The sequence below is a fragment of the Enterococcus sp. HY326 genome (assembly GCF_026157065.1).
GTDB lineage: Bacteria > Bacillota > Bacilli > Lactobacillales > Enterococcaceae > HY326.
This window is the reverse complement of the sequence record NZ_JANLGQ010000002.1, coordinates 415,792-437,238: the sequence shown is the minus strand read 5'-3', so window position 1 is coordinate 437,238 and position 21,447 is coordinate 415,792. Positions and strand designations below refer to the sequence as shown.

The 21,447-nt window shown below is 40.6% G+C and carries 20 protein-coding genes and 1 riboswitch; of the genes, 6 read left to right on the top strand and 14 right to left on the bottom strand.

What is annotated here, in order from left to right; genetic code table 11:
• Positions 1-73: 73 nt before the first annotated feature.
• Positions 74-246: riboswitch (M-box (ykoK) riboswitch) on the bottom strand.
• Between the two features lie 57 nt (positions 247-303).
• Positions 304-1,032, bottom strand: coding sequence for a nitroreductase family protein (locus tag ORH16_RS06745; RefSeq protein ID WP_265457383.1), 729 nt, complete (start codon positions 1,030-1,032; stop codon positions 304-306).
• Between the two features lie 37 nt (positions 1,033-1,069).
• Entirely contained in the window at positions 1,070-2,494 is a 1,425-nt protein-coding gene (locus ORH16_RS06740; RefSeq protein WP_265457382.1) for a PLP-dependent aminotransferase family protein, read from the bottom strand.
• A gap of 119 nt (positions 2,495-2,613) precedes the next feature.
• On the opposite strand from ORH16_RS06740, the gene thiD reads away from it, so the two are divergent.
• A complete protein-coding gene (gene thiD / locus ORH16_RS06735) occupies positions 2,614-3,459 on the top strand; it encodes a bifunctional hydroxymethylpyrimidine kinase/phosphomethylpyrimidine kinase (protein WP_265457380.1) in 846 nt (281 codons plus the stop codon).
• 11 nt (positions 3,460-3,470) lie between these two features.
• Complete coding sequence (locus ORH16_RS06730) at positions 3,471-4,037, top strand: ECF transporter S component (RefSeq protein ID WP_265457378.1); 567 nt, start codon at positions 3,471-3,473, stop codon at positions 4,035-4,037.
• 94 nt (positions 4,038-4,131) lie between these two features.
• Here the strand turns inward: ORH16_RS06730 and dnaI are convergent, their stop codons facing one another.
• The 7 genes from dnaI to ORH16_RS06695 all read right to left on the bottom strand — a co-directional run bounded on the left by dnaI (position 4,132) and on the right by ORH16_RS06695 (position 12,523).
• The gene (dnaI, locus tag ORH16_RS06725; protein WP_265457376.1) at positions 4,132-5,058 is read right to left on the bottom strand and encodes a primosomal protein DnaI; all 927 of its coding nucleotides are present in this window, start codon (positions 5,056-5,058) and stop codon (positions 4,132-4,134) included.
• 2 nt (positions 5,059-5,060) lie between these two features.
• Positions 5,061-6,455: a replication initiation and membrane attachment family protein gene (locus ORH16_RS06720; RefSeq protein WP_265457374.1), complete on the bottom strand. Its 1,395-nt coding sequence runs from the start codon at positions 6,453-6,455 to the stop codon at positions 5,061-5,063.
• Positions 6,456-6,467: 12 nt separating this feature from the next.
• Positions 6,468-6,938 carry a transcriptional regulator NrdR gene (gene nrdR / locus ORH16_RS06715; RefSeq protein ID WP_265457372.1) on the bottom strand — a complete coding sequence of 157 codons (471 nt, stop codon included), beginning with the start codon at positions 6,936-6,938 and terminating at the stop codon, positions 6,468-6,470.
• A 161-nt stretch (positions 6,939-7,099) separates the two neighbouring features.
• On the bottom strand, positions 7,100-7,699 hold the full coding sequence (gene coaE, locus ORH16_RS06710; RefSeq protein ID WP_265457371.1) for a dephospho-CoA kinase: 600 nt from the start codon (positions 7,697-7,699) through the stop codon (positions 7,100-7,102).
• Complete coding sequence (gene mutM / locus ORH16_RS06705) at positions 7,696-8,538, bottom strand: DNA-formamidopyrimidine glycosylase (protein WP_265457369.1); 843 nt, start codon at positions 8,536-8,538, stop codon at positions 7,696-7,698. Before mutM ends, coaE begins: the two co-directional genes overlap by 4 nt.
• 30 nt (positions 8,539-8,568) lie before the next feature.
• Positions 8,569-11,214, bottom strand: coding sequence for a DNA polymerase I (gene polA / locus ORH16_RS06700; protein ID WP_265457368.1), 2,646 nt, complete (start codon positions 11,212-11,214; stop codon positions 8,569-8,571).
• Between the two features lie 214 nt (positions 11,215-11,428).
• Complete coding sequence (locus ORH16_RS06695) at positions 11,429-12,523, bottom strand: DUF871 domain-containing protein (protein WP_265457366.1); 1,095 nt, start codon at positions 12,521-12,523, stop codon at positions 11,429-11,431.
• 144 nt (positions 12,524-12,667) lie between these two features.
• On the opposite strand from ORH16_RS06695, the gene ORH16_RS06690 reads away from it, so the two are divergent.
• Entirely contained in the window at positions 12,668-13,444 is a 777-nt protein-coding gene (locus ORH16_RS06690; RefSeq protein ID WP_265457364.1) for a peptidylprolyl isomerase, read from the top strand.
• 62 nt (positions 13,445-13,506) lie between these two features.
• On the opposite strand, the gene fabZ is transcribed toward ORH16_RS06690, so the two are convergent.
• Positions 13,507-13,956 (bottom strand): 3-hydroxyacyl-ACP dehydratase FabZ, encoded by a 450-nt coding sequence (gene fabZ, locus ORH16_RS06685; protein ID WP_265457362.1) that lies wholly within the window; start codon positions 13,954-13,956, stop codon positions 13,507-13,509.
• A gap of 266 nt (positions 13,957-14,222) precedes the next feature.
• Here fabZ and fabI point away from each other — a divergent pair, with 266 nt between their 5' ends.
• Positions 14,223-14,978 carry an enoyl-ACP reductase FabI gene (gene fabI / locus ORH16_RS06680; RefSeq protein ID WP_265457361.1) on the top strand — a complete coding sequence of 252 codons (756 nt, stop codon included), beginning with the start codon at positions 14,223-14,225 and terminating at the stop codon, positions 14,976-14,978.
• 245 nt (positions 14,979-15,223) lie between these two features.
• On the opposite strand, the gene ORH16_RS06675 is transcribed toward fabI, so the two are convergent.
• The 3 genes from ORH16_RS06675 to ORH16_RS06665 form a co-directional block, all read right to left on the bottom strand.
• Positions 15,224-15,805, bottom strand: coding sequence for a hypothetical protein (locus ORH16_RS06675; protein WP_265457359.1), 582 nt, complete (start codon positions 15,803-15,805; stop codon positions 15,224-15,226).
• Between the two features lie 9 nt (positions 15,806-15,814).
• Positions 15,815-16,120 (bottom strand): hypothetical protein, encoded by a 306-nt coding sequence (locus tag ORH16_RS06670; protein WP_265457357.1) that lies wholly within the window; start codon positions 16,118-16,120, stop codon positions 15,815-15,817.
• A 199-nt stretch (positions 16,121-16,319) separates the two neighbouring features.
• Positions 16,320-17,339 (bottom strand): branched-chain amino acid aminotransferase, encoded by a 1,020-nt coding sequence (locus tag ORH16_RS06665; RefSeq protein WP_265457355.1) that lies wholly within the window; start codon positions 17,337-17,339, stop codon positions 16,320-16,322.
• Positions 17,340-17,494: 155 nt separating this feature from the next.
• On the opposite strand from ORH16_RS06665, the gene ORH16_RS06660 reads away from it, so the two are divergent.
• On the top strand, positions 17,495-19,165 hold the full coding sequence (locus tag ORH16_RS06660; RefSeq protein ID WP_265457353.1) for a Na/Pi cotransporter family protein: 1,671 nt from the start codon (positions 17,495-17,497) through the stop codon (positions 19,163-19,165).
• 106 nt (positions 19,166-19,271) lie between these two features.
• The gene (locus ORH16_RS06655; RefSeq protein ID WP_265457351.1) at positions 19,272-20,189 is read left to right on the top strand and encodes a mechanosensitive ion channel family protein; all 918 of its coding nucleotides are present in this window, start codon (positions 19,272-19,274) and stop codon (positions 20,187-20,189) included.
• Positions 20,190-20,272: 83 nt separating this feature from the next.
• Here the strand turns inward: ORH16_RS06655 and ORH16_RS06650 are convergent, their stop codons facing one another.
• Complete coding sequence (locus tag ORH16_RS06650) at positions 20,273-21,415, bottom strand: N-acetyldiaminopimelate deacetylase (protein ID WP_265457348.1); 1,143 nt, start codon at positions 21,413-21,415, stop codon at positions 20,273-20,275.
• Between the last annotated feature and the right edge of the window lie 32 nt (positions 21,416-21,447).

The following is a 21,447-nucleotide window of genomic DNA, read 5'->3' as shown; positions in this document are numbered from 1 at the left end:
TATTAAATAAATTATAGGAGGTTTCTTAGACAAAAAGAAACCCACACTCAACGAGAGCATGGGAAAAATTTGATTTCATGACCATCGTTGAGCTTTAGCACTATAGGGCGTAATTAATCAAGATTGATTACAGCTACTTTAGACTCGCCTTCACGACGAAGTCTTGTTTTACCAACTAAGAGTCTCTCGATTCTTTCGCGGCAGTAGCATATGTCCATATAGGAGCCTCACCTAACAATTATTTAATTTTGTTTACATGTTGATTTTATGCCGTAAAAATAAGAAAGTCAACCTAAAAAGCAGTTAATCATTCAATAAGTGATGTTTTTTAAAATACTCATCAACCTTTTGATTTGCGCGAGCTTCGTAATAATCTCTAAATTTGACTGTCCACAGTTTGGTTTCTCTGGCTTCTGCAAATTTTTCCATCGTCTGATCATACTCTGCTAAAACCGGATAGTCATAATCTTTAAAACTGTCGTAAAAAACGACGGCCTCTTCTGGTAGTCTTGGCTTGACCTTCATGGCAACACTCGGTTTGCCGATACTTAAGCCGCATAAAGGAAACATCTGCTCTGGCAAATGCAACAACTCAGCGAGTTCTTCAATATTTTTGCGAACGGATCCCACTGGAACACAGCCTAAGCCTAGTGCTTCGGTGGCGACAATTGCACTTTGGAGCGCCATCGCCGCATCAGTCGTTGCCACTAAGACATGATCTAAGCTTTCGCCAACAGTCGAAGCCGTATGATAATGCTCGCTAATCATTTTTGCCCGATGCAAATCGCCGACAAATAATAAAAAGACCGAACTATTTAGCATATGGGGATTTCCTGGGTTCCATTCGACTAATTGCTCACGAATTTTTTTATCTTGAATAACTAAAATGCTGTAGGCTTGACCATTCATCCAGTTCGCACTCTGACGGGCGGCCGTCAAAATCGTTTGTAAATCCTCTTGAGGCAATTGATAATCGGCATCAAAATCCCGATAAGTCCGATGGTTTAATAAAATATCAAGGGTGTCACTCATAATATCATCTCCATTCTTAGTAAGTTTAGCACAAGTTTCAGCTTTTTTTCAGCGTATCGGTGATTTCAGAAAAAATCTCAAAAAATTTAGGGTAATCTGCTTCTTCCAATCGACTAAAATTAATGCGTAGGGCATTTTTTTCATTGGAGAAAAGAAAACTCGGAGCAACTAGCAAACCTTTCTCCAAAAAAAGCTGCCAATTCTTTTTAGCGATGTCCCCTCTTTGCCAGGTCAGCCAGACATAAAAACCACCTTTAATCTCGCTAATTTGCCAGTCTTTTTCAAAGGGGGCTACCAGCTTCAGAAAATCTGCGGCTCGTTTAGCTAAGGCATCCACTAATTGCTGTCGCTGATTTAAAAAAGTCTGATCATTTAATGCAGCTGTGGCAAGGACTTGCGGAAAAATACTGACTGTGGAATCCATCACCTGTCTAGCTTCAATCAAGGGAGCCATAAGGGAATGAGGAGCTAAAAGCCAACCGATTTTAGTTGAGGCGCCTAAAATTTTTGACAGTGAGCCGAGATAAATCACTTGCTGTGGGGCAAGTGATTTCAACAAAGGAATTTTCTTGGTGAAATTAATCTCGCCAAAGACATTGTCTTCCACAACTGGAATTTGATATCTGCCGCAAAGCTCTAAAACTTCTTGACGACGCTTCAAAGACATCACGATACCAGTAGGATTTTGGTAGGTCGGATTTAAAATCAGCATTTTAATTTTTTTTGCGACAATTAATTGCTTTAATTCGTTTAGTTTAATGCCCTCTTGATCCAAGCCAACGCCAAAAAGTGAAATTCCAGCAGCCTGAAAAATTGGCAAACTATACAAAAATGAAGGATTTTCAATTGCTACACTATCTCCCGGTGCCAGTAACACTTGTAGCAATAAAAATAACCCTTGTTGAGCCCCGGAGGTAATTAATATATCCTCAAGGGAAACCTCTAATTGATGGTCATTATGTAATCCTTCTTGAATGGCTTTTTGCAACGGCAAATACCCCGCTGCTGATAGCTGATTCTCTTCAGCTAAAAAATCCTCCCAACGAAAACTCGGCAGCTGAAAATTCGGAATCAGTTGATGAGGCAGTTCACCGGTAAATAAATCTAGTACCTCCGAGTCTGCTAATCGCTTTTTTAAATTCAGTAAAAAAGGATGCTGGCGATTATAAGCCGTTTGCTGTAAAATCCCCTGCCAATTTGTGCGGGGCAAGGCTTGGCGTCCCCAATTTCCTTCATTTACCCTCGTACCGCTGCCCTGTTTACGTATCAGCCAGCCTAAACTGGCCAACTCATCCAGCGCATGGACGACTGTCGTACGGTTGACAGCAAATAATTTTGCCAGCTCCCGTTCAGTCGGAATTTTTTCGCCGGCTTCCAGTTGCCCCTGTTGAATGTTTTCAATAATTAAATCCATAATTTGCAGATAAATCGGTCCCGTTGATTTTTGTAAGCGCCATTCCATAGCTTTACCTTCTTTTTTATAATTGGATGACCTCAAAATAAACCAATTGGCTGTTTCTGTCAAATCAGCCTTCCCTTATACTAAATTACATTAAAAGAAAATTTGAAAGGAGGAGGAAATTGATTAAAAAAGTGTTGACCGTGGCCGGCTCTGATTCGACTGGTGGAGCAGGCATTCAAGCAGATTTAAAAACATTTCAAGAGTACGGCACTTTTGGTTTTTCGGCGATTACAAGTGTGATGACGATGGACCCAGATCAAAATTGGTCCCATGAAGTTACTAGCTTTTCACCAGAGCTAGTGGCTAAACAGCTAAAAAGTATTTTTACTGGCGGACCGCTAGCGGCTGTGAAAACTGGTTTATTGGGTGATGTCGGGACAATTGAAGTCGTCAAAGATTATCTTGAAAAATATCAGATGCCAAATGTTGTGATTGATCCAGTTATTGCCAGTAAAGGCACGCAGGATTTATTTCAAAGTGAAAATGTGATGGCGATTAAAAAAAACCTCTTACCTTTAGCGACAATTATGACGCCGAATTTGGTGGAGGCGGCCATCTTGGCAGAAATGCCGCCGTTAGAAAATTTAGCTGAAATGAAAATTGCGGCAGAAAAAATTTATCAGCTGGGACCAAAGAATGTCATCGTTAAAGGCGGCCATCGTCTCGGCGGAGAAAAAGCGCTGGATGTGTTCTTTGACGGCCGCAATTTTGAAATTTTAGAAAATCCTCTGTTTAAAACAGATTTCAATCATGGCGCTGGCTGTACCTTTGCCGCCGCAATTACGGCGGGCTTAGCCAAGGAGCTTTCTGTCTTTGAAGCTGTCGTCTTAGCCAAAGACTTTGTGGCTGCCGCTATTCAAGAAGGCCTAGAAATTAATCAGTATTTGGGTCATGTCTGGCATGGTGCCTATAATCAAGCCCAAAATCGGATGACTTCTAAAAATAATCAACCATCAATTAATTAAAGGAGTAAATTATGATAAAAAATTCACGTTTAAGAAGTATTATTTTAGTCGCGCTATTTGCTGCGTTGACCGTTATCGGTACCAATATTCGGATTCCAATGCCGACAGGCGCCTTTGTCCATCTGGGCAATGCCGTTTTATTATTGGCGGTGCTTTTAATCGGCTATAAAAGAGGTGCGTTAGCTGGTGGTTTAGGCTTTTTCATTTTTGATATTCTCAGTGGTTATGCAACTGAAGCGCCTTATTTTCTTTTGGAAAGTTTTATCGTCGGCGGAGCAGCAGCTCTAGCAATTCTATTTTTCAAAAAGAATTTGACGAATGTCTGGCAAGTGATGGGCGTTGGTGTCGTCACCGGGATTGCCAAACTAATTATGACACAGCTGAAAAATACCGTTACCTTTTTAATTGCCGGTTCGTCTTTGCCAGTTGCCTTCACCAGTGCTGCTACCAAACTCCCAGCCTCATTAATCAATGTGATTATGACAATCGTGATTGTTTCGCTAGTTTATTTTCCATTGAAAAAAATCATGGGGACCGTCTTAGGGTCATCTGATCGACCAGCCCATGATTCTAAATAATAATTTACTGGATAGTTGTAAAAGCCCTGTCAACCTTAGACTAAAAATCTAACGTTAACAGGGCTTTTTATTATCTAAAAGAAATAGCAAATTTTTAACCGTGACGGCGATTGCGACCGGACATCCACACCTCTTTTGTGAGGTAGCGGACCCGTTCCATAATCCGTTTGGCTTTGATTGGTTCCTCATCACCTTTTTGTGAGACGCTGAGGTGTTCTTCAAACTCCGTTAAGTTAAAGTTGGAAGAAAAGAAGGTTGGTAATTGCTCCTGCATCCGATGCTGTAAAATGACACCAAATACTTCATCACGAATCCAAGGGCTCATTGAATCAGCCCCAACGTCATCCAGCATTAAAATCGGCGCTCTTTTTACAGCGTCTAATTTTGGTCCAACAGAATCATTACCGATTGCTTGTTTCATCTCCACTGTGAAGGTCGGAAAGTGAACTAGTGTTGTTTCAAACCCTCTGACAGCTAACTCATGGGCAATGGCACCTAATAAATAAGTTTTGCCAACACCAAAATCTCCCACTAAATACAGGCCTTTATGAAAATCTTTGGGTGTAGCAACAAACTCATTGATAAAGGTCATCGCTTCAATCAGCGCAGCACTTCTTTCGGTGTCACGATCAAAATTGGCGATGGAGGCATCTTGAATATCTTTTGGCATATCCACTGCCCGCACGCGACTGCGGATTTCTTCCTCCCGCTTACGGGCCATCAAGGCTTCCGTTGGCACATACGTCACATCGATAAAATGAAAATTCATCGCCAGCTGCGGTTCGTAGCCCGGAGCAATCATTGTGGGATCATTTAATTGGTATTTGCGTTTTTCTTGAACAAATTCATAGAGCTTTGCGTAACTTTTTTCGATATCAGCATCGGTGAGCTGATCACGATGCTCTGCGATAAAGGCTGCGACATCTGGATCTTGTAAAACTTTTTGAACCATTTCCGCTAATTTGTCCTGGTAATTTCCTTTGCGAATAATTTGTGACAATTCTTTTCCCATATCCTCCATGGCTAGTCACCTTCCTTCAAAAAGTCTTTCAGCATTTCATCTAATTCCGCTTGGCGCTCTGGGGCAATTTGCGCCTCTGGTAAGGTTTTTTGATTCATCCACTCTGGGACCTTTTCCCTGCGCACTTTGCGATTAGTATTGCGATAATTTTTGGTTTGTTTCGGCTTATTATTCAAATCCCGGGCATGTTTTAAAGCCGCTTCCGGCGTTTTAATGCCGCTTTGGGCCCATTCATTGGCTATCGAATTCACGTAGGTGCCATTTAACACTGGTGCATTTTTAGCAACCAACACATAGTGAATTAAAATATTGACGACCGCTGCCGGTAAACCGGAGCGATCCACCAAATTTTTAACAATCCAAACCTCAGGATCGCCGATAAAACCGCCTTTGGCTTCCTTCAAGGCTTGAAAATAAGTCATCGGCGGATAGAGCTCTGCTTCTTTGATTAATTCGATATCTTGCGGTGAAAAGCCCTCTGCCTTAAGTGTATTTTCCCGACGAATTTTCTGATCTGTCTCGCTTAGCTTGATTTGCGGCTCAGTTAATGGAGTATCATCAGTATTTTTTTTCATGACAGGCATTGTTTGTGCTGCTTGACGGACAGCCTTATGAAAATCTTTTAAGGAAATTTTTTGTTCCGTTAAATTAGAGGTTCTGGCTAACAGTTCACTAAGTTCGATTTCTTCATAGCCATACATCACATGATGAACAAAAATATCTTGCTTTTCCTCAGCTGTTAAAGAAGTGGTCACACCTAAACGAGCTAAGTTGGCTTCGATTAACTGCCAATCCAAATCCTCACCTTGCTCAATTCCCGGCGGACTCTCCAGAGAAAAGTCAGCAGCGCTTTCTTCAAGCCTGCCAAAGTTTTCTGAAAAACGGCTTTCATTAAAGGAATAAATTTGCTTAAATTTTTTAGTGACCTCCTGAAAACCAGTAGTATCCAAAGTTTTTGGTTTGAAGCGCTGCAGGAGGCGCTCATATTTCGTTTCACTAACATATTCCTTCAAAAGAAAATGCAAAAGACTATCTTGTAGGAAAGCTTCCGGCGTTAAAGGTTCCTGCAATTCATAAAGATACTTGCGGCCCAATTGGGCATCTTCTTGGTAATAGCTTTTTAATAAGCCAATCGCTTCTAATTTTTGGCGGTCTTCAAAAAATAATTGCAGACCAACATTTAAATCCGTCAGTAGATCGGCATGGAGGGCAATCTCACTTAGACCATACTGCCATTTTATTTCTCCTAAAAAGGAAAAATACAAGGCTAAAGCGGAGGCACCGATAATCGGCTGATACAATTGCACAAGGGTTTCCTGACTGCGATCACCTAAAGGCAATTGTTTGCCCACTTGAAATAAATATTTTGGTAAGACTTCATCCCAAGCATTTTCCACGGCAACCCCTCCTTACTCGTCTCCATTTTTGGCTTTGTCGACGATTTCTTGTAGTTCTTTTAAAAATACTGACATGTCTTTAAATTGCCGATAGACACTGGCAAAACGAATATAGGCGATTTCGTCTAAGTTGACTAGATTTTCCATTACGTATTCACCAATTAAATTGGTCGAGACTTCATTTTCACCAAGCGAACGAACCCGATTTTCAACATCATCGACAACCTGTTCCATCTGTTCCATCGCAACCGGGCGCTTTTCAGCAGAGCGAATCAACCCCCGCAGGATTTTATCACGATTAAATTCTTCTCGAGAACCATTTTTCTTCACTACTAGTAACGGTGCTGCTTCAATTCGTTCAAAGGTAGTAAAACGAAAGCCGCAGTTTTCGCATTCACGGCGACGGCGAATCGTGCGACCGTCATCTGTTTGACGGCTGTCAATAACCCGTGAATTATTGTGTTGACATTTTGGACAACGCATCCGATTTCCTCCTCAAATTGAGTTTGAAAAAATGCTCAAGCAAACTGGTTTTGTAAAAAATTCAATTAATTTTTTTAACTCAACCTTTGCTCTGGCAGATTTCAATCCCTCAATAATATAACAATCATTTCTTTCTTGTCTATTATTATAACATGATTGAATCAGCGGATAAAGTCGTTGTTTTTTAACCAATCGATAACTTGTTTTTCGGTTTCTGCGGGTGAACCTTGATTGTCAAAAATAATATTGGCCCGCGCTTTTTTTTCTTCAATTGACATCTGGGCATGGATTCTAGTTTCAGCGGTTGCCATATCAAAACCATCTCTGAGCATGAGTCGCTGCACTTGGATTTCTTCTGGTAAATAGACTACCGCCACCGCATCCATATAATGCTCGTAATGGCCTTCGTATAATAAAGGCACGTCGACAATCACCAGTGGGCTACTTAATTTTCCAGCAGCAATTTCGGCTAAAATTTGTTGTCGGATAAAAGGATTTAAGATTTCATTTAACCGCCGGCGCCGCTGGTCATCGGAAAAGACAATTCTACCTAAGGCTTTGCGATTAAGGCTGTGGTCGGTATTTAATATTTCTGTACCAAATTCTGCAACAACCTCCTGAAGCCCTTCAGTTTGCGGCTTCACCACTTTTCTAGCGACAACATCTCCGTCAACAATCGGAAAATCAAACCGGCGAAAAATATTGACCACCGTACTTTTTCCGGTGGCGATGCCGCCGGTGATTCCTAAAACAAAGCTCATTTTCTGCCCCTCACTTTCAAAACTTGGCAATGGGGGCAAAAGTGCGTGCCCCTTTGAGCGACCTTAATTTTGACAATCGGCGTTTGACAACGAGGACAAGGCTGACCTGTTTGCCCGTAAACATTTAATGAGAGTTGAAATTTCCCTGCTTCACCTAAGGCATTGAGATAAGAACGAATTGTAGTGCCGCCAGCTGCCACCGCTCGACCTAATACATCAATGATGGCTAAGCACAAAATTTCAATTTCTTTTTTCTTCAAGGTGTTGGCCGGCTGTTCTGGATGAATTTGCGCTTCCCAAAGTGCTTCGTCCACGTAAATATTACCTAAGCCGGTGACTAATTTTTGATCTAGCAGCAGCGGTTTGATTGCTTTGCTGGATTTTTTTAATCCTGTCGTAAAATCGGCTAAGGTGAATAAATCCGGTAAAGGCTCTGGCCCCAACTGCATTATACCTTTATAAGTATTACTTTGATCCTTGGCTACTAAGGTCATGCGGCCAAATTTGCGAACATCATGATAGTGCAGCTGGCTGCCGTCTGTAAAATGAAACACGACGTGGGTATGTTTTGTCAGCGGTGCGTCAGCTGGGAAAAATTCGTACTTGCCTTCCATTCTTAAATGGGAAATCAAATCCCAATGGTCCAGTTTGAAGATTAAAAACTTGCCTCGCCGCTGAACGTCATGAATTGTTTCGTTGGCTAATTCTGCTGCAAAAATCGGCACCTCAGGATTTTCAATAATCCGCGGCCAAAAAATTTCGACCCGCTGAATGGTCTTGTCCTTGACTAACTGAACCAAACCTTTTCTGACGGTTTCAACCTCTGGTAATTCCGGCATCGTTCGCACCTTCTCTATCTAAAATAAAAACTATTTTGCTTCGTACCAAGTCTTGCCCCAGTTGCTATCGGCTAAAAGCGGCACTGACAATTCGACTGCGTTTTCCATTACGTTGCGGACTAATTTATCTAATTTGTCCAATTCATCTTCAGGAACTTCAAAGACTAATTCATCATGAACTTGTAACAGCATGGTCGCCTTTAAGTCTGCCTGCTGCAATTCTTTTGCCAACTGGACCATCGCAATTTTTAAAATATCGGCAGCACTACCTTGAATTGGCGTGTTGATCGCAGTCCGCTCGGCAAAGGAGCGCAAATTATAATTACGGGAATTAATGTCTGCCAAATAACGGCGGCGATGATATAAAGTTTCAACATAGCCTTTGTCTTTGGCTTCTCTGACAATTTCTTCCATGTATTTTTTAACTCCGGGATAGCGATCAAAATACGTGTCAATATATTGTTGGGCTTCTTTACGGGAAATTCCTAGATTCTGCGATAAACCATAATCGGAAATGCCGTAAACGATGCCGAAGTTGACCGCCTTGGCTTGGCGACGCATGTTAGCTGTCACCTCTTCAGGTTTTTCAATCCCAAAGACTCGCATCGCTGTACTCGTATGAATGTCTTGCCCCTCCACAAAAGCCGCTTTCAAATGCTCATCGTTGGAAATATGGGCCAAGACTCGCAGCTCAATTTGTGAATAATCGGAAGAATAAATCAGCCAATTTTTTCCACTCGGAACAAAGGCTTGACGAATCTTGCGGCCTTCTTCTAAACGAATCGGGATATTTTGCAAATTCGGATCCACTGAACTCAAACGACCGGTTTGAGTCAAGGTTTGAATATAGCGTGTATGGACTTTGCCGTCGGTCGCGATTACTTTTAATAGGCCCTCCACATAAGTTGATTGAATTTTGGCAATCTGACGATAAGTCAAAATATCATCGACGATGGGCGCTTGTTCCCGCAACTGTTCTAAAACATCAACCGCCGTAGAATAGCCGGTTTTGGTTTTTTTAATGACCGGCAAGCCCATTTTTTCAAAGAGAATCACACCTAATTGCTTTGGCGAGTTCAAATTAAATTCTTCGCCGGCTTCCGCAAAGATTTTTTCTTCGATTTCTTTCAGCCGCTGACTAAATTCGACCCGCATTTCCTGTAGGCGGCTAGCGTCGACGGTGATGCCAGTCATTTCCATTTCTGCTAAAATTTTTGATAGCGGTAATTCCATTTCAGTAAAGAGTTGCCACTGATTTTTTTCTGTTAGCTCCTCTGTCAGTTTAGGGGTTAAAAAGTGAATGGCACCAATCTTGCGGGCCAAATGAGCGAAAAAGACTTCGTCATCTGCTGGCAGTCCTTTTTTGGCGCCTTTACCATAAACGGCATCGTCTGATTCAATTTCTGTGTAGCCATAATGATGGGCGACACCTTCAATATCATTGCTGTTGTCATTTGTATCTAACAAGTAGGCCGCTAATAAGACATCAAAATCCAAACCTTGAGCTCGGGCAGCCATACGGGTCAGTGAGACATAGGTCCGTTTAGCGTCATAAACAAATTTCAACTGATTTTCATCTGTTAACCACTTTAAAAAATGCTCATTTTCATACAGTGCCGGATTGTTAGTCACATAAACTTTCTTCTTGGTGCCCCAAGCAACACCGACAATGTCAGCGGTGTGATAATTATCCGTCAGCATTTCAACGTATAAGGCCTGTTCTGAGGTAAACATCTCAGCAGAAAATTCATCCACCACTTCAAATAAGACATCTTCTAAATCTTTGGCCTCTTCAGGAACATCTAGCTTGGTCAAAAATTGTTTGAAGTCCATTTCCTTAAAAAAGGGCACTAATTTTTCTAAGTCTTTACCTTGATAGACTGTTTCATCAAGGGTAACCGTCACTGGTGCATCGACATCAATCGTAGCCAGTTTTTTTGAAAGTAGGGCCTGCTCTTTATCATGAATCAGATTTTCTTTCATTTTACTCGGCTTTAGTTCATCAATGTGCTGATAAATGCCTTCGACTGTTCCAAATTGATTCAGCAATTTGATTGCGGTCTTCTCGCCAACTTTGGTCACACCAGGAATATTGTCAGAGGCATCACCTGCTAATCCCTTCATGTCAATAATTTGCTGAGGCGTCAAGCCGTCATATTTTTCAGCGATATGCTCTGGTGTGTAGGATTCGATTTCGCTGACACCTTTGACTGTCACCTCCACACGAATATCATCGGTGGCTAGTTGTGTTAAATCTCGGTCACCGGAAACAATGACCACTTCAAACTCATCCTTCGGCGCTTGGGTTGCCAAGGTGCCGATAATATCATCGGCTTCATAATTAGGCAGTTCATAATATTTAGCACCAAGACCAGTCAGCATTTCCCGGATGTAAGGCAGCTGTTCTTTAAATTCTCCTGGCGTTTTAGCCCGCCCCGCTTTGTACTCGCCATACATTTCTGTTCTAAAGGTGGTCTTGCCTGCATCAAAGGCGACTAAAACATGGGTCGGTTGTTCTTTGGTCATAATATTGTCAAACATATTATGGAAGGCGTAGATGGCATTTGTATGTAAGCCGTTTTTATTTACGAAACGATCAAGTGAATTGTGCAGAGCAAAAAAAGCGCGAAATGCGACACTGTTGCCATCCACTAATAATAATTTTTTCTTTGTCATTTGGTGAACTCCGTTTCTGATAAGTTATTTCAATTTTGACTGAAAGTGCTAGCCATATTCTTCACTATTTTAACAAAGATTCTCAGGCAATGGGAATAAATTGACTGGAAATAGCCATTTTTAAAAGAAAAGCTGGCTTCATTTTTTTCTTAACGTAAAAAGAGCCTAAGAAAGTTTCGTTTTAACAAAACTTTCCCAGACTCTTACTGCTAGTTTATTTTTGGTTTTCTATCATTTTAAAATTAGACCAAGGTTTCAAGAAGTCTAATAAGAATAATTCATCCTCGGCAATCCGACCGACAACATTGACGCGGCCATCATTTTTCATGGCCTTTAAGGCAATTTGGGTTTCCCCTTTGTATTGCCCGTAGCCGACGTTGTCGATTAAGACATCGCCTTTTTCCATATCACGGGTATTGTGAGCTGGAAAATCTTTATCTTTGTAATACACCCGCGTCATCGTTGAACGCAAAATATAGGCGGAGCGATCACCACGATAGCTGTGAAGATTATCAAACAAGCAAATCCGTTCGTTTTCGGTGATGTCTTCATAGACATCCACTTTAATCGTTGGATACGGTGCAAAGAAGGCTTCATTCATCGCCTTTAATTCAGCTTCTGAAGCGTAAGCATTACCGACTAGAATATCATCGATTAAACCAGTTAAAACTAAATGCTTCACCTGTGTCGCAATTTCCAATTCACGATGGTCCTCTAAAGAACAAAGGCCGTCTTGGGTTGGCCAAGGTCCAAATGTTGCTGCATGGGAATTGACAAAAGCCATTGTATTTAAATTATACTTGCGGAATTTTTCTGAACAATACACAAAATGTTCATAGCTCAATCCGGAATAGCGATGAGGATAAAAATTATGGGAGCCTAATAAATTATCCGTATTAGGAGAATAACTCATAATATTGTCAACGTAATTTGTACCGGAGCTCATATTGATTTCAATTTTAATTCCATAAGGATTTCTCGTCATGCGGGCTTCTTCGGCACCGGTGAATCCGACATCCAGACGAACACCATATGCTCCCATTTTATGAAAGAAAGATAAGTCGTCATAAGAGATGCCTAATTGTTCAAATAAACTTGGATTGATGTCTACCATCACTTCCATGTCTAAAGAATTTGCATAAGTGACTACTTCAGTAAAATCAGCCAAAACTTTTTCTTGGTCATCATTGATTTGTAAGAGACTTGTAAAAACCCGTTTAAAGCCATATTTATGTGCTAAATCTAAATACGCTTTATCCTTTTCAAATGTTGAACGCTCTGGATAAATTGAAATACCTAATTTTCCCATTCCTGTTGCCTCCTAGTAAAAGATACTTTATTATAGCATTGGAAATTTAATTGGTCTACACCTTTGGTAAGGCTTTAAAAATTTTTCTGGAAAAAAATTAGATGTTTGTTATCATATTACTTGTAGAAAGAAAGGATTGAAAGAATGAAAAAGCAAACAGTAATGAAATTTGGGTTAGTCGCAGCCCTGACTTTATTTTTAGGCGCCTGCGGTTCAACAAATGAAAGCAGCAGCTCCAGCACGTCAGAGACCACTGCCAGCTCCTCTGCCACATCCAGTAGCTCAAGCAGCACAGCCGCTAGCAGCAGTCAAGCTGTTGACTTGGACTCTTTGGAGTTGCCGCAATTGACAACTGAAATTGCCGCCAATGAAGATGTTGTGGACATGGTGACCTCCATGGGAACAATCAAAATGAAACTTTTTCCTGATTTAGCACCGAAGGCCGTGGAAAATTTTATGACTCTGGCAAAAGATGGCTATTATGATGGCATTATTTTCCATCGAGTGATCAATGATTTCATGATTCAAGCCGGTGACCCAACTGGTACTGGTTCCGGTGGTGAAAGTATTTGGGGCGAAGGCTTTGGCGTTGAAAAATCAAATCAACTTTATAATATTCGCGGAGCTCTATCAATGGCCAATACCGGCGCTGCTAACAGTAATGGCAGCCAATTCTTTATTGTCCAAAATAGTGATGATGTCACGAAAGGCTTATCTTCTTCAAAATATCCATCAGCCATTTTTGATGCTTATAAAAACGGCGGCTATCCGTATGGAGATGGCAGCTATACTGTTTTCGGTCAAGTAATTGAAGGCATGGATGTTGTCGATGCCATCGCCGCTTTAGATGACGGCTCTGATAACGGAACGAAAACGGATGTGACGATTGAGCGGATTGATATTATTCAAGAAGCAGAATAAACAAAAAGATTACTTTTCAAAAATTGAAAAGTAATCTTTTTTCTTGGTAAAAATTTAAGAAATTATTTCTGCTGGGCTTCTTGGCCAACAATAAAAGTAAATTGGCATTCCGCAACTTTTTTTCCATCTACATAGGCATTTGCATCGGCGGTTCCGACTTGGCCTTTGACTTTCGTAATGATAAATTCTAATTTTAGAACATTTCCTGGAACTACTTTTTGGCGGAATTTGGCTTTGTCAATGCCGCCGATATAAGCCGTTTTGCCGATAAATTCATCTGTTTTTAAAATTAAAACAGAACCCGCTTGTGCCAAGGCTTCTAAAATTAAAACCCCAGGCATTACCGGATTTCCTGGAAAATGACCATTGAAAAATTCTTCGTTAATCGTAACATTTTTAGTGGCTAAAATGCGTTTGCCGGGTTCAAGTTCGTCAACGTAATCAATATAGTAAATGGGATAGCGATTAGGAATAATTTCCATCACTTCTACAGCAGTTAATACAGGTGTCAAAATCATCGACCTCTTTCTGAATTTCATTGTGGTATTTAGTTTTATTAAATACTTTGATATTCAAAGTATCATAGAATAGTTGATTTCGCAATAATTTTTTAAATTTCAAAAAAATAGTTTGACAATCAAAACATTTTATCTAATAATAGTTATTCGTAGAGGAAACCTATTTTGAACTTATTCTTTTTATTTCTACAATTATCTATTATTTTTCTTGGTTGAAAAAGCCAAAATTTTTCTAAACGAAATGAAGGAGCGCAATTAAAATGACATTTTTAAAAGGAAAAAAAATCTTGGTGATGGGAGTTGCCAACAAAAGAAGTATCGCATGGGGAGCAGCTAGTGCGATGATTGCCCAAGGTGCTGAAATCATCTATACGTATCAAAATGAACGCATGAAAAAACCTTTGGAACGCTTAGTTGGTGAAGATCCTTTATTAGTGGAATGTGATGTGGCTAGCGATGAGAGCATCGATCAAGCCTTTACAGAAATTGAAAACAAAGTCGGCAAAATTGACGGAATTTTGCACGCAATTGCCTTTGCTAAAAAAGAAGAACTTTCTGGAGATGTCACTGATATTAGTCGTGACGGCTATGCACTGGCTCAAGACATCAGCAGCTTTTCTCTAATTGCCGTGACCAAACGGGCATTACCTTTATTAAATGAAAACAGTGGGATTGTCAGCCTATCTTATTTAGGAGCTGTTCGGGCGATTCCTAATTACAACATGATGGGCATTGCAAAAGCCGCTTTGGAATCAGGCATTCGTTACCTAGCCGCTGAATTAGCGCCAAAAGGCATTCGGGTCAATGGTGTTTCCGCCGGGGCTATTAAAACATTAGCCGTGACTGGCGTTAAGGATTACCAAAAATTGATTCAGTTATCTGAAGATCGCACACCGGATAAAGTCGGTGTGACAATTGAAGAAGTCGGCAACGCCTGCGCCTTTTTAATCAGCCCCTTAGCTTCTGGCTGTATTGGTGACATTGTCTATGTTGATAAAGGCGTTCATTTAACTTAAACCATTAAATCCCTCTTTTTTGAGGGATTTTTTTATCGTTTTTCTAAACTTGGATAGCCTGATGATTGATTTTGGCGAGAAAAGCAAGTTAGTATAAAAAAATCTATCCTCCCTTTTTTTGCTCGAAAAAATACTATCCAAGGTAAAAAACTTTTGATTAAGTTTTGTCCGTTGCATTTGTTGGTTCAAAGATCTGAAACTACCGTGCATCATGAAACCTTCTGATAATTTTTCAGCTATGCTAGTTAACTCTCCTCTGTTTCAGCCTTTAATCTAAAATCAGACCAAAAAGTAACCTCAGTAGCTTTCCTTTTCCCCTTCTCAGAAAGCTCCTTTGAATGCGTAAAGTGTATCTCAAGAAAATCGGCAAAATTTTCTTTAATGCTAATTTCACCACCTGCTACTTGAATGACTGGCAAATTTTCTTCTGAACTTTCTGGCAAATAAAAATTTCCATAAAAAGGCAATAGTTTTGGTGCTCTTTCCAGCTGTTGATAAAGGATTTGCTGTTGCTCTAATAAAGTTTCGGGCTGACTCCCCCATGCTCGCTGATTCCAGATAATTTCATCTGGATAATTGGTAATGATTCTTCTTGTGAGTAGTTCTGGGCGGGCAATCAATTCCTCGATGATTTCACGGTTCTCTCGACTAGTATCCTGCCACTGAATAAATCCTGCTTGTCTTGGCACTCCCAGCTGATAAAAGACTTTTAAAACCTCTGGAAAGCTGATGTGATAAATTTTTTCTAGTTCGGCTAAGGCTAAATCAGATAACCCACCAGAGAAAACGATTTCATTTTTTCGCATATGTTCAACAATTTTTTTCATAGCTGCTCCTTAAGATGGCTCAATTAAGCCTTGTTCTTGAGAATAATTTAAGTAATGCTTTACTTTAGCCATTTTATTTTGTTTGATAGCGGTGATTTCCGGCTCGCTTAGTTGCGGCAAAACTGCTAAATCCTGTAATTTTTCAATCATGGCGGTCAGTTGGTAAAATTCTGTTAGGATTTCACTGGCATTTGTCTGTGAGTCCCGAGCTGGATGTGTATCCTGATAACCAAAGTGCAGCGCTTTTGCTAAAGCCTGCTGGACCTCGGCAGCCTCCTCCATAGCGACAACGGCATAATATTCTTTTTCCCTCATGTGCCTTCTCCTCAGTAAATTCAAATTTTTTGTCTTTCGCCAATCTAAAATTTTTTCTAACGTTTCTTTCAACAGTACTTACTTTAATGATACTTAAACGATATTAAAAAACAATGGGCGTTGTCAAACTTCTGCTGTAAATTGAAACATCCTTAAAGTCAGCTTGGTGAGTCTGACTTTAAGGATGTTCTTAATTTGGTTAAACTTCGACGGTATAAATCCAACCTTCAGGCGCTTTGACCTCGCCAAATTGAATACCGGTTAACTCTTCGTATAATTTTTTAGTTACTGGTCCGACTTCGGTTTCACTGTAAAATACGTGGAAGTCGTCACCATTTTGAATCCCGCCGATGGGCGAAATCACCGCCGCTGTTCCACAGGCCCCTGCTTCAGCAAATTCTTGTAAATTATCAACAAAAACGTCCCGCTCTTCAGCCTTTAAACCTAAATGATTTTCAGCTAAATACAACAGTGAATATTTTGTGATACTTGGTAAAATTGAAGGAGAAACTGGTGTCACAAACGTGTTGTCTTTGGTAATTCCAAAGAAGTTTGCCGAACCAACCTCTTCAACTTTAGTATGGGTAGCTGGATCTAGATAAATACAATCAGAGAATTTTTTCGCATGGGCTTCTTCTCCAGGCATTAAACTAGAAGCATAATTTCCGCCGACCTTAGCAGCACCTGTGCCATGGGGAGCCGCCCGATCGTAATCTGAAACGTAAAAGTTGGTCGGCGTTAGACCGCCTTTAAAATACGGTCCAACTGGCATACAAAACACGGTAAAAATATATTCAGGAGCAGGTTTTACACCGATGGTATCCCCGACACCAATTAATAAAGGCCGCAGATACAATGTTCCGCCGCTTTCAAAAGACGGCACGTATTCAGCATTTGCTTTAACAACATCTTTGACAGCGTTAATAAATTTGTCCACGGGAATTTCCGGCATCAATAAGCGATGAGCACTTCTTTGAATCCGTTTGGCATTTTCATCTGGACGAAATAAATTAATCCCGCCATCTTTTCTGCGATAAGCTTTTAGGCCTTCAAAACATTGTTGGCCGTAATGCAAAGCCGTTGATGACTCACTAATATGCAGTGTGTTGTCTTCTGTCAGATGTCCTTCGTCCCAGATGCCATCTTTCCATGTCGAAATATAGCGAAAAGGCGTTTTGATATATTCAAAGCCTAAATTGTTCCAATCGATGTTTACCATACACATAACCTCTTTTTCTAAAAACTGTAGTATCATATTAACATTTGAAGAAAATTTTGTCATCATAATTTCATTTTTATTTTCTTTGTGAGAGTATTTACATATCCTGCCTTTTTGAGTATGCTTACATTGGTAAAAAAAGCGGAGGTGAACCAATGTCGTTTCAAGAAATGCTCTTTACCTTTTTAGGTGGTTTGGGAATTTTTCTTTTTGGAATAAAATATATGGGTGACGGTCTACAAAAGGCTGCCGGTGACCGGTTAAAGGAAGTCTTAAATCGCTTTACCTCGACGCCATTACGGGCTGTCCTAGCGGGAATCATTGTAACCGGTTTAATTCAAAGTAGCTCCGGTACAACCGTTTTAACTGTCGGCTTAGTTAGCGCCGGCTTTATGAGTTTAAAACAAGCGATTGGTGTCATTATGGGCGCCAATGTCGGCACAACAGTGACGGCTTTTATCATCGGCTTTAACTTGAGCGCCTACTCGTTACCAATCATCGGGATTGGTGCTTTGCTTTTATTTTTTACAAAGCGCGAAGTGTTACATAACGCCGGCCAAATTTTATTTGGCTTCGGCTGTTTATTTTTCGGTTTGACTTTGATGGGGGATGCGATGGAACCCTTGAAGGATTTGCCGCAATTTGAAGAATTAATGATTAATGTTTCCCATCATCCAATCTTAGGTGTTGGCATTGGAACACTGCTGACCATGATTTTGCAAAGCTCCAGTGCGACAATTGGGATTTTGCAACAACTATACACCCAAAACAGTTTAAGTTTGCAGGCAGCCTTGCCGATTTTATTTGGCGATAATATTGGTACGACTATCACAGCAGTTTTAGCAGCGATTGGGACCAGCATCGCTGCTAAACGAACGGCTGCCTCCCATGTAATTTTTAATTTAGTCGGGGCAATCATCTTTACGTTATTGTTGGGGCCATTTACAAGTATTTTGATTCGCATCACAGATATTTTCGGTTTGAATCCTGCCATGCAGATTGCCGTTGCCCATGGGATGTTTAATCTAGCAAATCTGTGTTTGCAAATTTGGTTTATCAATCAAATTGCTACGATTGTGCAAAAAATTATTCCCGGCAAAGAAAAAAATCTCGATATCCGCCCCATTCAATTGGCAGAAAATTTAATTTATACGGCACCGAGCCTGGCAATTGAACAGGCCCGTATTGAATTGCAAAATATGGGGGACTATGTCTTAGCCGCCTTTCAAGCTGCCGAAACCTACTATCAACAACAAAATCCTGAACAGCAACAGGATTTGCTTCAATATGAGGATGCCATCAACCATTTAGACACTGAGCTGACCCTTTACTTGGCAAAGCTAGCCACAGTTGAATTGACAATCAAAGAAAGTCACGATCAGACGATGCTCTTAGAAATCGCTAAGGATATGGAACGGGTTGGCGATCACAGCAAAAATATTATTGAGCTGCTGGAAGATGCGGCGACAATTGAGAAAAAGCAGCGGAGCAAAGATAAACGCCAGAAAAAAGCTGACCTGCGCAATGATTTAATTTTACAAGACCAAGATATCTTCACCTTCTTTGCAACTGTCAAAAAAAATCTTTCCTCTGCATTGAGTCTTTTACACGAAGACAACGAGCAACTAGCCCATGAAATGATGGACCGAGAAGAACAAGTCAACTTAATGGTGGAAGAATTACGGGCCAAATACATTCAATTGATGACCACCGGCCAAGGCCGACCATCAGACGGCGTCTTATTTATCGATATCAGTTCTAATTTAGAACGCTGCAGTGATTTGTCCGTTCATATTGCAAAATATGCTTTAGACAAACGTTATTAAGTTAATAAAGAGTAAAGGAAAAGAAAACTTGCAGAAAACAAGTTTTCTTTTTGACTTTTTACTGCTACACTTGAGTTTATCGAATAAAAAAGGAGGTCCTGATGACTTGGAACAACTTATACTAGCTACTGCAACAACAGAATCTTCCTCCGTTGATATTGCCCAAGAGGCCACGCAAAAATTAAATGCGTTGCAACGCTTTTGGAATTCCATCGATTGGGATCAGATTACGTTAACGATTATTGAGAAAACCCTGTATATTCTTTTTATTGTTGTCTTATTTTTACTTTTGGCGAAAATTGGTCGGGCAGTGATTAATCATTTGTATAAAGGCTACGCTAATAAAGCGAGTCTCAGTGAGAGCCGCTTAAAAACCATCCATACGCTGTTAGGAAATACGTATTCATATATCTTAGTCTTTTTCTTTCTCTATTCCCTGTTGTCGACAATTGGCATTCCTGTTGGCTCCCTTTTAGCTGGTGCCGGGATTGCCGGTGTGGCGATCGGACTTGGTGCTCAGGGCTTTATGAATGATATTATCACTGGCTTTTTTATTATTTTAGAAAAGCAGATGGATGTTGGCAATTATATTAAATTGACGAATTTAAGCATCGAAGGCACTGTCACGAACATCGGGATTCGCAGTATTCAAGTCAAATCAATTGACGGCACGCTGCATTTTATTCCTAACCGGAACATTACGACCATCAGCAACCTTTCCCGTTCTAATATGTTAGTTCAAGTCGATGTGCGGATTAAGCAAGATGAAGATTTAGACCAAATCAATTTGATTATTGAAAAGGTTAATCAAGAGCTGGCTAAAAAATACCATGATGATATTCAAAATGGTCCCTCTATTTTTGGTTTAGTTGATTTAGGCAATGGAAATTTTGCGATACGAACCACCATGTATGTGTTGAATGGCTTACAGGCCATTATCAAGGAAGATTTTTTAACAACTTATGTCAAAGAATTAACCGATGCTGGGTTTACGATTCCCAGCACCCCTATCGTAACGGTTTAAACAAAAAAAGCTGTGATGTTTAAAACAAAAGCTTGCTGAAAAAATTTACTCAGCAGGCTTTGTTTAAAACATTCACAGCTTTTTTATTTATCCAAAGATTTCAAAAAGCGGCTGACACGGTCAACAGCAAAGCTTAAGGCTGACTCCTGTGGCTGAAATTTTGGATGATGTAAACCAAATTCAGAATCCACACCTAGCCAAAACATCGTGCCGGGAATTTTATCTAACAGATAACCAAAATCTTCTCCCGTCATCGCTGGTTGCATAATTTTCAATTCAACATCAGCTTGGGCTTCCATAAAATCAATAAAATGTTCCGTTTCCTTTTGATGATTCACAACCGGCAAGTAGCCTTTTTGATCCAAAATAACTTCGACTTCACACTGGAAGGAGGCGGCAATGCCGACGCCGATTTCCTGCATTCGCCGTTGAGTTAGTTCATTCATTTCTTGGGTTAACGTGCGAATTGTACCGGCGGCCTGTGCTTGACCAGCGATCACATTGCGGGCGGTGCCGGCGTAAAAGGTACCAAAGGTAACGACAGCGCCTTGAATTGGATCTACGCTGCGACTGACCACAGTCTGAGCCTGTTGAATATATTCCATGCCGGCAATAATCATATCGTTGGCTTGATGAGGAAAAGCAGCGTGCCCTCCCTTACCTTTTAAATTGACTTCGACTTCACAGGTGCCAGCAAACAATGTTCCCACACGAGTGCCGATGGTTCCCACTGGCAATTCTGGCGAAACATGGAGGGCGTAAATTTCATCTGGCATAAAGCCATCATCAAAAGCGCCACCTTCATACATAATCATGCCACCAGCTTCGTTTTCTTCTGCTGGTTGAAACAACAGCAGATAATTATTTTTCGGTTGTGTTTCGCTTAAGGCTCGCAAAAGACCTAAAGCAATCGTCATATGAAAATCATGGCCACAGGCGTGCATTTGTCCGGGATGAGTGGATTGAAAGTCTGAGAAAACTTCTTCGGTAATCGGTAGACCATCAATGTCAGTCCGCCAGCCGATTGTTTTGGTCGGCTCAGTTCCGTTAATTTTAACAAGAATGCCTGTCTGCCATTCCTTGACTTCGATAAACTCTTTCATATTTGCCTGAATCATCTGCATTAAAAATTCGTGGGTTTTTACTTCCTCTAGGCCAATTTCTGGAATTTTGTGGAGGCTGCGGCGTAAAGCAATCAATTCATCTTGGGTATAAGTTGCTGCCATGTTTTTTCCTTCTTTCAAAAAAATCTGAAAGG

What these genes read in the sequence shown, in the direction of transcription:
- ORH16_RS06745 (WP_265457383.1), bottom strand. Translation starts at nt 1,032, where the DNA reads ATGAGTGACACCCTTGATATTTTATTAAACCATCGGACTTATCGGGAT.
- ORH16_RS06740 (WP_265457382.1), bottom strand. Translation starts at nt 2,494, where the DNA reads ATGGAATGGCGCTTACAAAAATCAACGGGACCGATTTATCTGCAAATT.
- ORH16_RS06730 (WP_265457378.1), top strand. Translation starts at nt 3,471, where the DNA reads ATGATAAAAAATTCACGTTTAAGAAGTATTATTTTAGTCGCGCTATTT.
- dnaI (WP_265457376.1), bottom strand. Translation starts at nt 5,058, where the DNA reads ATGGAGGATATGGGAAAAGAATTGTCACAAATTATTCGCAAAGGAAAT.
- nrdR (WP_265457372.1), bottom strand. Translation starts at nt 6,938, where the DNA reads ATGCGTTGTCCAAAATGTCAACACAATAATTCACGGGTTATTGACAGC.
- coaE (WP_265457371.1), bottom strand. Translation starts at nt 7,699, where the DNA reads ATGAGCTTTGTTTTAGGAATCACCGGCGGCATCGCCACCGGAAAAAGT.
- mutM (WP_265457369.1), bottom strand. Translation starts at nt 8,538, where the DNA reads ATGCCGGAATTACCAGAGGTTGAAACCGTCAGAAAAGGTTTGGTTCAG.
- polA (WP_265457368.1), bottom strand. Translation starts at nt 11,214, where the DNA reads ATGACAAAGAAAAAATTATTATTAGTGGATGGCAACAGTGTCGCATTT.
- ORH16_RS06695 (WP_265457366.1), bottom strand. Translation starts at nt 12,523, where the DNA reads ATGGGAAAATTAGGTATTTCAATTTATCCAGAGCGTTCAACATTTGAA.
- ORH16_RS06690 (WP_265457364.1), top strand. Translation starts at nt 12,668, where the DNA reads ATGAAAAAGCAAACAGTAATGAAATTTGGGTTAGTCGCAGCCCTGACT.
- fabI (WP_265457361.1), top strand. Translation starts at nt 14,223, where the DNA reads ATGACATTTTTAAAAGGAAAAAAAATCTTGGTGATGGGAGTTGCCAAC.
- ORH16_RS06675 (WP_265457359.1), bottom strand. Translation starts at nt 15,805, where the DNA reads ATGAAAAAAATTGTTGAACATATGCGAAAAAATGAAATCGTTTTCTCT.
- ORH16_RS06670 (WP_265457357.1), bottom strand. Translation starts at nt 16,120, where the DNA reads ATGAGGGAAAAAGAATATTATGCCGTTGTCGCTATGGAGGAGGCTGCC.
- ORH16_RS06665 (WP_265457355.1), bottom strand. Translation starts at nt 17,339, where the DNA reads ATGGTAAACATCGATTGGAACAATTTAGGCTTTGAATATATCAAAACG.
- ORH16_RS06660 (WP_265457353.1), top strand. Translation starts at nt 17,495, where the DNA reads ATGTCGTTTCAAGAAATGCTCTTTACCTTTTTAGGTGGTTTGGGAATT.
- ORH16_RS06650 (WP_265457348.1), bottom strand. Translation starts at nt 21,415, where the DNA reads ATGGCAGCAACTTATACCCAAGATGAATTGATTGCTTTACGCCGCAGC.